General features: G+C 56.7%; 14 protein-coding genes. 5 read left to right on the top strand and 9 right to left on the bottom strand.

The window, feature by feature from the left end; all coding sequences use genetic code 11:
• Nucleotides 1-139: 139 nt before the first annotated feature.
• Nucleotides 140-1,396 carry an NADH:flavin oxidoreductase/NADH oxidase family protein gene (locus MDG893_RS08970; protein WP_007153445.1) on the top strand — a complete coding sequence of 419 codons (1,257 nt, stop codon included), beginning with the start codon at nt 140-142 and terminating at the stop codon, nt 1,394-1,396.
• Here the strand turns inward: MDG893_RS08970 and MDG893_RS08965 are convergent.
• The 9 genes from MDG893_RS08965 to MDG893_RS08925 form a co-directional block, all read right to left on the bottom strand.
• Complete coding sequence (locus MDG893_RS08965) at nt 1,379-2,323, bottom strand: 5-oxoprolinase subunit C family protein (RefSeq protein WP_007153444.1); 945 nt, start codon at nt 2,321-2,323, stop codon at nt 1,379-1,381. The two genes, MDG893_RS08970 and MDG893_RS08965, sit on opposite strands and share 18 nt — an antisense overlap.
• Complete coding sequence (pxpB, locus tag MDG893_RS08960) at nt 2,313-3,005, bottom strand: 5-oxoprolinase subunit PxpB (RefSeq protein ID WP_007153443.1); 693 nt, start codon at nt 3,003-3,005, stop codon at nt 2,313-2,315. The genes MDG893_RS08965 and pxpB overlap by 11 nt, the downstream gene beginning before the upstream one ends.
• Nucleotides 3,002-3,736 (bottom strand): 5-oxoprolinase subunit PxpA, encoded by a 735-nt coding sequence (locus tag MDG893_RS08955; RefSeq protein WP_007153442.1) that lies wholly within the window; start codon nt 3,734-3,736, stop codon nt 3,002-3,004. The genes pxpB and MDG893_RS08955 overlap by 4 nt, the downstream gene beginning before the upstream one ends.
• 30 nt (nt 3,737-3,766) lie before the next feature.
• Complete coding sequence (locus MDG893_RS08950) at nt 3,767-5,074, bottom strand: TRAP transporter large permease (RefSeq protein ID WP_007153441.1); 1,308 nt, start codon at nt 5,072-5,074, stop codon at nt 3,767-3,769.
• On the bottom strand, nt 5,074-5,592 hold the full coding sequence (locus MDG893_RS08945; RefSeq protein ID WP_007153440.1) for a TRAP transporter small permease: 519 nt from the start codon (nt 5,590-5,592) through the stop codon (nt 5,074-5,076). Before MDG893_RS08945 ends, MDG893_RS08950 begins: the two co-directional genes overlap by 1 nt.
• Nucleotides 5,593-5,658: 66 nt before the next feature.
• On the bottom strand, nt 5,659-6,624 hold the full coding sequence (locus MDG893_RS08940; RefSeq protein WP_007153439.1) for a TRAP transporter substrate-binding protein: 966 nt from the start codon (nt 6,622-6,624) through the stop codon (nt 5,659-5,661).
• A 53-nt stretch (nt 6,625-6,677) separates the two neighbouring features.
• Nucleotides 6,678-7,493 carry a putative hydro-lyase gene (locus MDG893_RS08935; protein WP_007153438.1) on the bottom strand — a complete coding sequence of 272 codons (816 nt, stop codon included), beginning with the start codon at nt 7,491-7,493 and terminating at the stop codon, nt 6,678-6,680.
• Nucleotides 7,494-7,573: 80 nt separating this feature from the next.
• Complete coding sequence (locus tag MDG893_RS08930) at nt 7,574-8,491, bottom strand: LysR family transcriptional regulator (RefSeq protein ID WP_007153437.1); 918 nt, start codon at nt 8,489-8,491, stop codon at nt 7,574-7,576.
• 149 nt (nt 8,492-8,640) lie between these two features.
• Nucleotides 8,641-9,783: a DcaP family trimeric outer membrane transporter gene (locus MDG893_RS08925; RefSeq protein ID WP_040474446.1), complete on the bottom strand. Its 1,143-nt coding sequence runs from the start codon at nt 9,781-9,783 to the stop codon at nt 8,641-8,643.
• A gap of 206 nt (nt 9,784-9,989) precedes the next feature.
• Here MDG893_RS08925 and MDG893_RS08920 point away from each other — a divergent pair, with 206 nt between their 5' ends.
• Genes MDG893_RS08920 through astA form a run of 4 tightly spaced genes read left to right on the top strand, consistent with a single transcriptional unit; the run spans nt 9,990 to nt 14,850 of the window.
• Complete coding sequence (locus tag MDG893_RS08920; RefSeq protein WP_007153435.1) at nt 9,990-11,441, top strand: exonuclease domain-containing protein; 1,452 nt, start codon at nt 9,990-9,992, stop codon at nt 11,439-11,441.
• Nucleotides 11,442-11,490: 49 nt separating this feature from the next.
• Nucleotides 11,491-12,708 (top strand): aspartate aminotransferase family protein, encoded by a 1,218-nt coding sequence (locus MDG893_RS08915; protein WP_007153434.1) that lies wholly within the window; start codon nt 11,491-11,493, stop codon nt 12,706-12,708.
• A gap of 50 nt (nt 12,709-12,758) precedes the next feature.
• Nucleotides 12,759-13,775 carry an arginine N-succinyltransferase gene (locus MDG893_RS08910; protein WP_007153433.1) on the top strand — a complete coding sequence of 339 codons (1,017 nt, stop codon included), beginning with the start codon at nt 12,759-12,761 and terminating at the stop codon, nt 13,773-13,775.
• Between the two features lie 28 nt (nt 13,776-13,803).
• Nucleotides 13,804-14,850 carry an arginine N-succinyltransferase gene (gene astA, locus MDG893_RS08905; RefSeq protein WP_007153432.1) on the top strand — a complete coding sequence of 349 codons (1,047 nt, stop codon included), beginning with the start codon at nt 13,804-13,806 and terminating at the stop codon, nt 14,848-14,850.
• Nucleotides 14,851-14,855 lie beyond the last annotated feature (5 nt).

Here is a 14,855-nt window from a genome sequence, read left to right as displayed (position 1 = left end):
GTAGATATCTCCTGTTTTCTTACTGACTTGTATGTCACCGCAATTGGTGCGGCATTCCGGCCAATGCAGCCACTCTGTTTACTCGCCATGATCGGGTCTCGTCCTTGGAAACCTCCAGGCATCCTACGGAGACCGATCAATGAATCCTGCCGAACTGCTTTCCCAGCCGCTGGCCCTGCAAAACGGGGAGGTGATACCCAATCGATTTGCCAAATCGGCCATGAGCGAAACCCTTGGAACCATGGATAACCGTGTGACGCGGGATCTGCCACGGCTTTATGGCACCTGGGCGGATGGCGGGATCGGATTGTCGATCACCGGGAATGTGATGATTGACCGGCGCCATATCGGTGAACCAGGGAATGTGGTGCTGGAGGATGAGCGGGATCTGGACCTGTTGCGGGAGTGGGCGAGGGCTGGGTCTCGCAATGGGTGCCAGTTGTGGATGCAGCTCAATCATCCCGGTAAGCAGAGCCCGAAAATGCTGAACAAGACGCCGGTGTCGCCCAGTGCGGTTCCGTTCCGCAAGGAGTTACAGGCCATGTTTGCGACGCCTCGGGCGCTGAAAGTGTCGGAGATTGAAGACATTATCCAGCGGTTCGCCCGCAGTGCAGCGATTGCAGAAAAGGCGGGCTTTTCCGGGGTGCAGATTCACGGCGCGCATGGATATCTGGTGAGTCAGTTTCTGTCGCCCCACCACAACGTTCGGGAGGACGAATGGGGCGGTAGTCCCGAGAACCGGATGCGGTTTGTGGTGGAAATGTACAAAGCCATCCGCGCTGCGACCGGCGAGCAATTCAGTGTGGGCATCAAGCTGAATTCGGCGGATTTTCAACGGGGCGGTTTTACCGAGGAAGAGTCGTTGGGCGTTATCGAGACTCTGGCGGACCTCGGCATTGATCTGGTGGAGATTTCCGGTGGCAATTATGAAAATCCCGCGATGGCGAAAGGCGCCAAAGGTGCGAATGGCGCGAAGGCCAGCACCGTCGCCCGGGAGGCGTATTTCCTGGAATTTGCGGAGAAGGTGCGCAAACGGGTGAATGTGCCGTTGATGGTAACGGGTGGTTTTCGCACCGAATCAGGCATGGCGGAAGCTGTGGCATCCGGGGCCACGGACCTGGTGGGCCTGGCGCGGCCACTGGCGGTGGAGCCGGATTTCCCGAAGCGCATTTTGGCAGGGCAGACGTTTACCAGTTCCGTGAAGCCCATTCGTACCGGCATTCGCGTGATCGACGATATGGCGCTGATGGAAGTGAGCTGGTACACCCGGCAACTCGGTCGCATGGGCAAGGGTAAGGCACCAAAGAAGCACGACCGGGGCGTGCTGTCCTTGATGGAGGTGCTGGCGGTGATGACGTCGCGGGGCGTACGTACCCGGCTACGGGCCGGCGAGTGATGTTTTGAAGGTTTCCAGCTTGTGGTTGAAAATCGCGCGTTGAGCTTCGGCCTCTGCGACATCCGCAAGGTAAAAGCGGATCTTTGCCCCTGGCCCACGTTGCGCCAGTTGGCCGGCATCCAAAGCACTAAGGCAGCCTATTTTCGGATAACCGCCGATGGTTTGCCGGTCTTTCATCAGAACGATCGGCTGGCCGTCACTGGGCACCTGAATAGCGCCATAGGCAATGCCTTCGGAGATGATGCCGTCCAGCTCAGAGGCAATAGGTTCGCCCGTTAACCGGTAGCCCATTCGATCGATTCTCTGGCTGACCTCGTACGAGCCCGAGAAGAACTTCATACGCTCACCAGGAGAAAAGTGCGCGTACTGGTAGCTGGGAATTACACCGACTTGAAGGTCCTCGTTATAGTCCGGGACTTCACCAATTGGCAGACTTGTCATGGTCTTCTTGTGACAGCGGTCAAAACCGATGCAGTCGCCTTTGGCCAGCTTTTGTCCGCGTCCATCCAGCCCCCCAAGGCCTTCGCGCACGACGGTGGCGCAGCTACCGAGCTTGATGACAGGCTTAAGGCCGCCGGCGACGGCCAGGTAGGCCCTTAGTCCGGCCACCGGCATGCCGAATTCGATACGGTCTCCCCGTTGGATGTGATAGGTCCGCCAGGGCACTGCTGCCTTTCCATTGATCCGTGCTCCGAGGTCTGCACCTGTGAGCGCGATGCAGGTATCCTCATGGGCCAGCAGGCCCAGTTTCCCAATATTGATCTCGATCTGCGCTGCCTCCGGTGGATTGGCGAGCAGGCGATTGGCCCAACGAAAGGCATGCTCGTCCATGGGGCCGCCGGTGGTCACGCCAATGTGCTGATAGCCGTACCGGCCGGGATCCTGCAATAAGGCCAGCATGCCACCATCCAGAACTTCAAAACTCATCGAGGCTGCCTCCCAGGTCCAGATATTCCTGGCGGTCGATCGACCGAAACCGAACTTTGTCCCCTACCGCTACCAACGCCAGGGAATCACTGTCCCAATCGATCATTTTTTGAGGCGTGCGACCGACTATCTGCCACCCGCCCGGCGTGGAGCTGGGATAGATGGCGGTCTGCGAGCCTGCAATACCAACGCTTCCGGTGGGCACTTTCTGCCGGGGCGTGGCTTTGCGGGGCAGGGCTATTCGTTGGTCGGTAATGCCGAGGTAGGCGAACCCAGGGCTGAATCCAATGGCGTAAACGCGGTAGGTTTGCTCACTATGGATGCGCACCACTTCGTCCCGGCTCAGGCCGGAATAGTCACAGACCTCATCCAGGTCCAGGCCTACTTCCGGGCCGTAGTAGACCGGCAACTCAATGGTGCTGGAGGCGTTTTCATCCGGCGCCTCTTGTTCACTCTGGCTCAGTGTCTTGCGAATCCGCGAGGTGAAACCGAAGCGGTCGGTCCTGTCGGCGTCATAGCAAACCAGCACGGAGGTATATGAAGGCACCAGGTCAATCACCAGATCCGACAGGTTCCGGCGAATGGCCTCCGTGGCCCGCTTGACCTGGCCGGCGATGTCATCGCTGATACGGTCACCAAAGTAGACGATGCACGTACTTTCGTTGACGGCTTCTATGATCATAGTGACTCAACTACCTGCCGCATGTGCCTCGCCGCCTCTACAGCGTGCTGGCTGTCGCCATGAATGCAGAGGGTGTCGGCTTTGATCGGGATACGTTTGCCGGAAATCGACGTGACGCTGCCTTCGGTGACGATCTGTGTCACCTGCTTCTCTATGGCTTCCGGCGTGTCGTGAACTGCGTTTTTCACCGAGCGCTTAACCAGCCGGCCTTCGTCGCTGTAGGCGCGGTCTGAAAACGCCTCGAACCATACGTCGATGCCGAGGTCGGCGGCCAGCGCCAGAACCTCGTCAGCATCGGGTGTTGCCATGACCACCAGGGGGCAGTGGGGCGCGTAGTTGCGTACGGCAGCCATCACCGTTGCCAGGGTTGTACGGTCAACCGCCATTTTGTTGTAGAGCGCGCCGTGGGGTTTAACGTATTCGATGGCCGTACCGTGGGTGCGGCAAATGCCGTCCAGCGCAGCGATCTGATACACCAACAGGGCCTGGAGTTCCTCTGGCGCAAACTCTATATCACGCCGGCCGAAACCCAGCAGGTCCGGATAACCCGGGTGCGCGCCGATGGCGACCTTCTCGGCGATCGCGACTCTGACGGTGCGGTCCATGGTCAGCGGGTCTGAGGCATGAAAGCCGCAGGCAATATTGGCCATATCAATGTAGGGCATGACTTCTGCGTCCATGCCTTTGGTCCAGCTACCGAAGCTCTCGCCCATATCGCAGTTGAGTTTCATTGGTTGTCTCCAGAAACAGGTAAGTGTGCGCTAGCCTCGGCTCATGGTCTGAGGGAGGTAGGTGACAATTTCCGGGAACCAGCCGATCAGAAACAGCGCCGCCATGATCAGCAGGAAAAAGGGTAGGGCTGCCCTGGCAACGTAGAGGATGTCTTTCCCGGTCAATGCCTGGATCACGAACAGGTTGAAGCCTACTGGTGGTGTGATCTGTGCCATCTCAACCACCAGAACAATAAAGATGCCAAACCAGAGCATGTCGATGCCGGCCTGCTGGACCATGGGCATCACTACGGCGACGGTAAGAACGACCACGGAAATGCCATCGAGGAAGCAGCCCAGGATTACGAACAGGGCGGTCAGGCAAACAAGCAGTTCGAAAGAAGAGAGCGACATGCTGCCGATCCATTCCGCCAACTCTCTTGGAATACCGAGAAAGCCCATGGACAAAGTGAGAAAGTGCGCGCCCACCAGAATCAGGCCAATCATGCAGGAGCTCTTGACCGCGCCCAGCAGGCTTGCCTTGAAACTGTCGGCGTTCAGGGAGCCGGTGACGGCCGCCAGCAAAAGGGCGCCAAAAACGCCAAGGGCGGCTGCTTCGGTGGGTGTGGTAAAGCCGGCATAAATCGAACCAAGCACAAATACAATCAGACCGACAATCGGGAGCAGCATTCGCAGCGCCTTGATCTTGGCTGAGAACGAGATGTGCTCTTTCTTATGTTTGGGCATCTCATTCTTGTTCAATGCCGCCCATACCATGGTGTAACCCATAAACATGACTACCAGCATCAGGCCCGGCAGGGCGCCGGCAATAAACAGGCGGCCGATGGACACTTCCGCCGCTACGCCGTAAACGATCAGAATAATAGATGGGGGTATCAACAGCCCCAGCGTGCCGGAACCGGCAAGGGTGCCGACAGCCATGCGGTCGCTGTAACCCTGGGCCTTGAGCTCGGGGAGGGTCATGCGTCCAATGGTGGCCGCTGTGGCGGCTGACGATCCGGACACCGCGGCGAATATACCGCAGCTGAGAATGTTTACGTGCAGCAGTTTGCCCGGTAAACCACCCATCCAGGGTGACAGCCCCTTGAAGAGGTCCTCTGACAGGCGAGTACGGAACAGAACCTCGCCCATCCAGATGAACATAGGCAGTGCGGTCAGCGACCAGCCGGTGCTCGCACCCCAACTGGAGGTTGCGAACAGAAGGCCGATTTGGTCGTTGCCGGACAGCAATAGCCCGAGGACGCCAATGCCAACCAGTGTCAGTGATACCCAAACGCCAAGTGCGAGCATCAATATCATGGAGGCGGCGAGGGCGATGGAAAGCAGAGTGGTATCCATCAGATTTCCTCCAGATTGACGTCACTTTCGTGTTGTTGGTAGGAAGGCACACGCTTTCTCAGCACCTCGATCAGGTCATCCAGTATCGCGATAGTAAGCGCTAACGTGCCCAGCCCTACCGGGATCTGAGGGAGCCAGAGCGGAATGGGAATGTAGCCGTGTGAGACCTCCTCGAAAACGTAGGATTCCCACACCATGTGCCAGCAGTAGAATGTCATGAAGCAGGAAAGGCCGAGGCCAAGGATGAGTACCGCCAGTTCCTGAACGAACCGCGCCCGGGCAGGCCACTTCTGGATAACCAGGGTTACCCTGATATGGCCACCTTCATGGAAGGTGTAGGCAAGCCCGAAAAACGTAGAAGCAGCGAGAGCATACCCGGACACGTTTTCAGCGGAAGGAATGATGAAGCCGAACAGCCGGCCGACAATCTGCACCAGAATCACAACCATGATCAGTGCAATACAGAACCCCGCTGCGTAACCAGATGCCAGGTAAAACTTGTCTCGAAGGGTACTCATGGAAGATGCCTCCCAAGGCGGCTTTCCCGCTGGAATACCAGGGGAAAGCGTCTTGTGAATGGACCGTTAACGGTAGTTCTGCAGAATGGCGCCGACCTCCTTCGGAGCTTCCTCTTCCCACTCCTTGATCATGATGTCGCCGATCTTTTGGAATTCCTGCATCAGCTGTTCGGATGGCTCGGATACTTCAATACCGTTCTCTGCCAGCGTCGCCGTGTCTTCGGCGGCGGTTACACGAACGCCTTCCCAGCCTTTCTTTTCGGCGGCTGCGGCAGCATCAAGAATGACCTGCTGTTGTTCATCGCTCAGGCGGCGAAAGGCGCGCTTGTTGACGACGACAACATTCTTGGGAATCCAGGCTTTGATGTCAGTGTAGTGAGAGAGATAATCCCAGGCCTGGCCGTTGGCGCCGGTGGACGGGGAGGTAATCATGGCGTCAATGATGCCAGTGCTGAATGCCTGGGGGATCTCAGGTACCTGAACGGTGGTTGGGGTGGTGTTCATGAGATCAGCCAGTCGTGAAGTGGACGGGCTGTAAGCGCGCATCTTCAGGCCTTCCAGATCGCTCATGGTGTTAACCGGGGCCTTTGTATAGAGGCTCTGGGCTGGCCATGGCACCGTGTAAAGCAGTTTCATGCCCTCTTTGTCGAGTTGTTTTTCCACCTCGGGTTTCGCGGCTTCCCAGAGCCGTTTTGCGTTCTCAAAGCTGGTTGCCAGAAACGGAATGTTGTCGTGTTTGAACACCGGATGGGTGTTGCCCATGATGCCGATGAAGATCTCCCCCAGTTGAACCTGCCCTGTTCGGACGGCCCTCGGGATTTCCGGGTGTTTGACCAGTGAGGCGCCGGAGTGGACGGTGATTGCGATGTCGCCGTCGGTGCCTGCCTTGATGTCTTCAGCAAACTCATAGGCGATTTTGGTGGGCAGGTTCGCATCGCCGTAGGGCGTTGGCATGTGCCATTGGGCCGCGTTGACTGCGGTGGCGAAGAAAACGCCTGCCATCAGGGTGGCTGTCGCAAGTTGTTTGAACATATCGATTCTCCCGTTCTCTTGTTGTTGTTGCTTTGGTCATCAATTGGCAGTTGCTACAGCACCGCCAGTTCTTCGTTGAGCCGCTCGGTGAGCAGCATTTTTCCCGGTACGTGAGTGATCGCGATCTGGGGGCGTGCGTTTTCCAGGGCAACCTGCGGCGTCACGCCACAGGCCCAGAAGACAGGTATCTCGTCACGGCCGATGGTGACGGCGTCGCCAAAATCCGGAATGTGAATATCGTTGATTCCGATCAGGGCCGGGTCTCCGATGTGCACCGGTGCTCCGTGCGCTTTGGGTAGCCGGGTGGTGATCTGAATCGCCCTTATGGCATCGGCAGCTTTGAACGGCCGCATGGATACCACCATGTCGCCGTGGAACCGGCCGGCCGATTGGGTGGCGATGTTCGAGCGATACATGGATACGTTCTGTCCCTGCTCGACATTCCTGATGGACAGGCCGGCACGGACCAGAGCATCTTCGAATGAGAAGGAGCAGCCGAGTACAAACGTCACGAAATCGTTGCGCCACACATCACGAATATCAGTGGCGGTCTCAGCCCGTTCCCCGTTGCGAAAGATCTGGTACTCGGGAATGTCGGTTCGGATGTCCAGATCACGCCCAAGGCCCGGCAGCATGGGATCACCGGTCTGGGAGACGCCAATCAAGGGGCAGGCAACTGGGTTGTTCTGGCAAAACAGAAGAAAATCGTTTGCCCAGTCGGCCGGAAGGATGACGACATTGCCCTGAACCAGGCTTTGTGCCTTGCCGCTGGTGGTTCCGGTATGTGTCCCGGAACGGATGTGTGCGCGCAGTTCAGCTACCTGGTCAAGCAGGTCTGTTTTGAAGTCTGAATAATCGCCGGTCTGCATCTCGGCTACCCCTGATTGAATTTGTTATGTGGTTATGGATCAGGTTATTCCTATTGGCGAAAAAGTCTAATTATGGTTTTTTACGTTTGGTGATAACTTTTCGTGATGTCTGGCTCCACGTACTGTTTCGAAACGTTTACCGCCAAGTTGGCGGCCAGCTCGGCGATCGGGTTAAACGGTACGCTGGGGTACGAGGCTGTGAATGCCAACTGTGATGGTGTCCAGGCAGCGTCCAGAGTGATCAGGCGTCCGCTTTTCAGGCCGTCAGATATCACGCTCAGCGGTAGTGCCGACACGCCAATGCCATCGAGGGTCAGGCGGCGACAAGCTGCCAGTGAGCTCGACGAATAGAAGCGTGCGGGGAGCTCGTCCAGTTCGCTGAATTTTTGGCTGATTTCGGCGAACGGCTTGGTGTTTCTGGCGTAGGTAATAATGGGCCATTGCGCCAGTTCCTCCAGTTCCAGTGTCCGGTCTGGCAGCTTCAGCGAGGGGCTTGCAACCCAGATCAGGGGAAAGCTGCACAGGTCCAGGTTTTCAATTTTGGGTTCGGAAACAGGGCCCATCAGGAACGCGAGGTCAAAGGTCCGGTCCATCAGGCCGGTGCGGAGATTCCCTGTGACGTCGACGGTGATCTCCACGTCGAGATTCGGTGTGTTCTCGTTCAGCTCGCGGAAGAAGTACGGCAGCCAGGAATGGACAATGGTTTCGGAAACGCCGAGTCTCAAGATGCCGGACAGCAACGCGACCCTGTCGGCTCGTTTGCGCAGCTGCTGCGACATGGAGACGATTTTTTCGGCATAGGGTAGCAGCTCCTGCCCTCTGGTCGTCAGCATGGTGCGGCCGGAATCCCGCTCAAAGAGCTGAACGCCCAGCTCTTCTTCAAGCGCTGCTATTCGGTTGGATATCGCGGGTTGCGTGGTGTTTTGCCGCTCTGCAGCCTTGCGAAAGCTCCCGAGGGTGGCTACCCAGATAAAAGTTTCCAGACGTTTAAAGTTCATGGGTTCTCTTCGTGCATTGGTACAAGGAATACCCAACGAAATCGCGGAGGCTTGCCCGTTGATACTGAAAGCTTAGTCCAGGTGGTAAAAAGGCATAAAAAAACCCCGGCACGCGGCCGGGGTTTTCGTGTTGCTGACTTCTAATTCGATTAGAAGTTGTACTGCGCTGCGAACAGAATGCGGCTTGCGTCGCCGTCGTCGCCGCTAACGTTTTCACGCTTCAGGAACGCGTATTCAACGCCCATCATCACGTTTTTAACCGGAGTCCACTGGTAGTTGGCCATCACAGCTGAGTTGGATTCGCTCTGGCCAGCAACTGCAACGCCATCGTCTTCGGCATCGTCCCAATCTACTTCGACAATACCATAGCCAACGTTGATGCTACGTCCGCCACCCAGATTAAAGCCGGCACCTACAGTACCGCCGTAACCGGAAATGGTTTCTACATCACCGGAGGCAGGGTCAACATAGGCACTTGCGGCACCGAAGTTTTCGCCTGAACGATACAGATAGCTGTTGGCGCCATCAGTGTAGCTCAGAGAGCCTTGAACAGTGATCATGTCGCTCAGAGCGATCTTGGCAGCGACAAAGGTCGCAAAGCCCATGGCGCTTTCATCTTCGGATCCGGTGTCATAGCCAACCTGGTGAGCCAGAAGGGCAGCTGAGTATGACAGGCCGCCAGCGGAGTCCTGCAGGCGAGCTGTGAGTGCCGGCAAGGAATCTTTCTGCGCAGCATTAGCCGGCGCTGTTACGAAAGAGCTTTGCGGATCTTCCAGAGACAGGGAAAGTGGGCCAGTAGTGTAACGCGCTTGTGTAGTACGTGACTGATAGCCTGCAACGCCCGGGAGAGAGTCGAAGTCCAGAGTTGAGGTATTGCCGACAAAACTGGTGAAGTTCGACCAAGTTTGACCCATCAGTACGCCATTGTATTCGCCGTAGGCATGGCGCAGGCGCAGTGAACCGCCGCCGCCGCCGCGGAAATCGCCTTCAACGTTAATTTTAACGCCCTCGGGTGATACGGTTTTCACGCCGATCCGGCTCTGGAATGCGTCAGCGCCGAAGTGGCCATCTGCCGCATCGTCATTGTTCACAAGCCCGCTGTATGAACCTGAGCGTGTGCTCAGCGCTTGGTTGCTGTCGATGTCGTAGGACGCATTCAGGCGAGCATAGCCATAGATGTCGGTCTGGTAGCCACCTGTCTCAAAGCTGACCGCTTGTGCCTGCGCAGCTACCCCCAGAATTGCTACCGCAGCCGTTGAACGAATTGCCATTCTTAATTTGTTGCTTTGCATCTTTGTTGTCTCCACACATTATTTTTGTTGGACCCACTTCAAAGTAGTTACGAATTCATGACATTTCAAATAAATTCTTGCATTAGTTAGACGAATGTCTATGCAACGAAATCGGCGGTTTAGGGGAACTTTTTGAGGGTTGTGTTTATTTCCTTCTTCCAGTAAAGCGGAACATCGGTTATTTCCAGCTGTGCGTACCTGATGCTATGACGAAAAATACTCAGATTCTCGGCTCGGCCACGTTTGCGTTTCTTGATATTGAAACCACGGGTGGTAACCCCTCCCACGATCGGATTACGGAAATTGGTATCCGTTTCTGGCGCGCAGGGGCGGTGGTTGGCGAGTGGCAGACCCTGGTCAATCCGGAAACCCGGATTTCCCCCTTTATAGAGAGCCTGACCGGTATTACCAACGACATGGTGGCGGATGCACCAGTATTTGAAGACATTGCCGAGGTGTTAGAAAAGCAACTCAAAGACACCATTTTCGTGGCCCATAATGCGCGTTTTGATTACGGATTTATCAAGGCCGAATTCCGGCGGCTGGGGTTGCTGTTCTCAGCGAAAGTGCTCTGCACCGTTAAATTGTCCCGCAAGCTCTATCCCGGTTTCCGGCGCCATAACATGGATGCACTGATCGAGCGTCATGGTCTGGAGCAGGTGCAGCGCCACCGGGCTTTGGGGGATGTCGCCGCGATGATGGCGTTCTTCGAGCATGCCTTGGTGGAAAAAGGAAGTGGTGCGATGGAAGCCGCCATACGCAATTTGCTACAGAAGCCCAGCATTCCGTCCAACCTCCCCACGGATGTGCTTCAGAATCTCCCGCGTGGGCCAGGGGTGTATCGGTTCTACGGCGAAAACGACGTTCTTCTGTACGTAGGTAAAAGTACTAACATTGCCCAGCGTGTGGCCTCTCACTTCTCTGGTGACCACAATTCCAGCCGCGGTATACGCATGTCTGAGAGCCTGCGGCGGGTGGACTGGACAGAAACCGCTGGCGAGCTGGGCGCGTTACTGCTTGAATTAAAGCAAATAAAGCAGTTGAAGCCACTGTTTAACCGGCGTTCCCGGGCAGCAAAGAATCTGGTGAGCATTGAGCTGACGGAGAATTCGTCGGGTTATTTGCAGGCGCGTCTGGTGTGGGAGATTGAACCGCACCGTCTGGGCGACTATTTTGGTTTGTTTCGCAGCAAGAAAGACGCCGAAAAAGCGCTCAGTGGCATCGCCGCGAAAAATGACCTGTGCAACAAATTGCTGGGCCTGGAACCTGATGGCGACGGCCCCTGTTTTCAGCGTAGTCTGGGCCGCTGTAAGGGCGCCTGTGACGGCGGCGAGGATGTCGTCCGCTACAACCTGAGAACGCAGATTGCGTTCCATGGATTACGGCTGAAAACCTGGCCCTGGAAAGGCCCGGTCGGGGTTGTGGAGCACAATGCCAGGACCGGCAGGACCGATATCCTGGTGGTTTACAACTGGATGCACGTGGCCACGCTACAGGAGATGGATGAGATTGACGGGCTTTCTTTGCGCGGCCAGGCCGTCAATTTCGACCTGGATTCCTACAAGCTGGTGGTCAAAGCCCTGATGGGGCAGGATGGGCGCTCGCTGAAAGTGATTGAGCTGGACGCGGTGGGCGCGCCGGATGTGCTCATGCCCTGAGTGGCGTATGATTAAATGTACCTTTTCACGATTTGTTTGAGAGACACCGATGAACAGAGAACCTGTCAGCCGTGAGTTGTTCGATGAGGTAATGGTCCCCAACTATGCACCCGGATCTGTGATTCCCGTCAAGGGTGAAGGCTCCCACGTATGGGATCAGGGGGGTAAGGAGTACATCGACCTGGCGGGTGGCATTGCGGTGACCTGCCTCGGCCATAATCATCCCGGCCTTGTGGGTGCGTTGATGGAGCAGGCCGAAAAAATCTGGCACCTGTCCAATGTCATGACCAACGAGCCTGCCCTGCGGTTGGCCAAGACACTGTGTGATCTGACCTTTGCTGAGCGTGTGTTCTTTGCCAATTCCGGTGGCGAGGCCAATGAAGCCGCGTTCAAGCTTGCTCGGCGCTATGCCTGGGAACATTTCGGCGCAGAAAAGAATGAAATTATCTCCTTCAAGAGCTCATTCCACGGCCGTACTCTGTTTACGGTCAGCGTCGGAGGCCAGCCCAAGTACCTCGAAGGTTTTGAGCCAGCGCCGGGAGGCATTCATCACGCCGATTTCAACGATCTGGAATCGGTCCGGAAACTAATCTCCAAGGATAAAACCTGTGCTGTGGTGGTAGAGCCGATCCAGGGCGAAGGCGGTGTCATGCCCGGCGATCCGGAATTCCTCAAGGGACTGCGCCAGCTATGTGACGAAAACGATGCCTTGTTGGTGTTTGACGAAGTCCAGTCGGGCGTTGGCCGTACCGGGCATCTCTATGCTTACCAGATGTATGGCGTTACACCGGATATCCTGTCCACGGCCAAGGGGCTGGGCGGTGGCTTCCCGGTGGCGGCCATGCTGACCACGGAGAAAGTGGCGAAAAGCCTGGGTATCGGTACCCATGGCAGCACTTATGGCGGGAACGCCCTGGCTTGTGCGGTTGCCCAGCGGGTGATTGATACGGTGAGCCAGCCGGACATCCTCAAGGGCGTTGGGGCGCGTTCGGAGCGCCTGCGGAAGGGGATGATGGATATTGGTGAGCGCTATGGCATCTTCAGTGAGGTTCGTGGCTCGGGCTTGTTACTCGGTTGCGTACTGACGGAAGAGTGGAAAGGCAAGGCGAAGGAGTTTCTCAATGCTGGCCTGAACGAAGGTGTGATGGTGTTGATTGCCGGCCCGAATGTCGTGCGTTTGGCGCCGTCACTGATCATCCCAGAGCCTGACATTGATGAAGCGCTGGCCCGGTTTGAGGCAGGTGTGAAAACGGTTTGTGGTAAGTAGCAGACGTTAATCCGCGATAGTAACCACAAGCATGAATACAGGAGCCGCCTATGTGGCTGGTACGTCCGGCTCAGCCGGGTGACCTGAACGACATACTCGACATCGCCGGGGGCCAGGGCCCCCGGATGTCATCCACCCTGCCCAAAAAACAGGACGCGCTGTCCAGCAAGATTGATCAATCCATTCGTTCCTTTACCGGCACGAACAAGCCCGACGAACCCAAGCGGTTCCTGTTCGTACTGGAAGACACCCGTACGGGGAAGGTGCAGGGTGTATCGGGTATCGATGCGCGGGCGGGTAATGGCCAGCCCTTCTACAATTACCGGCAGGACGCCCTGATCCACGCCTCCCATGAGCTGGGCGTTTCGCGCCGGGTGGAGGTTCTGTACCCGTCCCATGCGCTGACCGACCACACACTGTTGTGCTCCTTCGCGATCAGGTCGGATCTGCGTGGTACTGACGCCTTCGAGCTGCTATCCCGCGCCAGGATGCTGTTTATCGCCAGTCATCGTTCGTTGTTCACGGATAAGGTGGTTGTGGAAATTCAGGGTGTGCAGACACAAGACGGCGAGGTGCCGTTCTGGGACAGTCTGGGGCGGCATTTCTTCAATATGGATTTTGAAACCGCCGATCAATACTCCGGGCTGTTGAGCAAAACCTTTATTGCCGAACTGATGCCACCCAACCCGATCTACGTCACGCTGCTGAGCCAAGCCGCTCAGGATGCGCTCGGGCAACCTCATTCACAAACCCAGGCGACGTATGAGTTGCTTCAGCGCGAAGGGTTCCGGGCGGGATGCTATCTCGATATTTTTGATGCCGGGCCGGTACTGGAAGCTCGCACCGATGCGCTCCGGTCTGTTGTGACCAGCCATCCAAAAACTCTGCATGCTTCCTCTACTGACGATGGCGAAACCTGCCTGATTTGTGGCGGTGAGGGCGGGGATTTTCGCAGCACCCTAACCCCACTCGCTGAGAGCCTGAAGGACGAAGTGAAAGTGTCGCCGAAAACCTGGGAATACCTGGGCCTGAGCTCCGGTGACACGGTACGGGTGACACCATTATGAACAGGGCAATCACAGACAGGAGGCCGGAATGCTGGTAATCCGACCCTTGCAGGAGAACGACCTCGATGCCCTGTACGCCATGGCTCAGGGTGCCGGAAAGGGCCTGACGACATTACCCGCGGACAGGGCACTGCTGGCGAGGAAGATCCAGCATGCGCGGGAAACCTTCAACCAGCGCTGCGCGCCAGAGGCTGGCTTGTACCTGTTTGCTCTTGAGGATACTGAGCTCAAACGGTGTGTGGGCATCAGTGGCATACAGGCGCGAGTGGGCCTGGACGAAGTGTTCTACAATTACCGACTGAGTGTGACGGTGAATGCGTCCCGCGAGCTGGACGTGCATGTGCGCACCCCGACGTTGCACCTGTCCAATGACATGACCGGTACCACTGAGGTCTGCTCACTGCTGCTTTCGAGCTCCCATCGCGGCGGTGGCACCGGCCTGTTGTTGTCTCGTTGCCGGTTCATGTTCCTGGACGACTTCCGTTCGCATTTTTCCGAGAAAGTCTTCGCTGAGATGCGGGGAGTGTCCGACAGCAACGGCCAGAGCCCGCTGTGGGATGCCCTTGGCAGCAAGTTTTTTGACATGGAGTTTAGTGAGGCAGACATGTTGTCGGGTCTCGGCAATAAATCGTTCATTGCCGAACTGATGCCCAAATACCCCATCTACCTGCCGATGTTGCCGGACGCTGCGAGGGCCGTTATTGGTCGCGTGCATGAAAACACCGAGCCGGCGCTGAAAATGCTGCAGGCTGAAGGCTTTAACTTTAATGGCATGGTGGACATCTTCGACGGTGGCCCGGCGGTTGAGGCTTTTATTCACAGTATTCGTACCGTGCGCGAAGGTATAAACCGCCACGTAATGATCCGTAAGAAGCCGCTGGTGACGGATGTCCCGGCGGAGCAACAGGTAATGATATCCAACCGCTCGTTCCGGGACTTTCGGGTAACCACCATACCGGCCGAGTGCATAGGACTCGATACTGTCAGTATTCCGGCCGATGTGGCCGAGGCGCTGGAAGTAGAATCCGGAGACCTCGTGCGGCTGGCGCCTTTGAAAGATACCGGAAGGAGGTAATGACA

The sequence above is a fragment of the Marinobacter algicola DG893 genome (assembly GCF_000170835.1).
Lineage (GTDB): Bacteria > Pseudomonadota > Gammaproteobacteria > Pseudomonadales > Oleiphilaceae > Marinobacter > Marinobacter algicola.
This window is presented reverse-complemented; position numbering and strand designations above follow the sequence as displayed.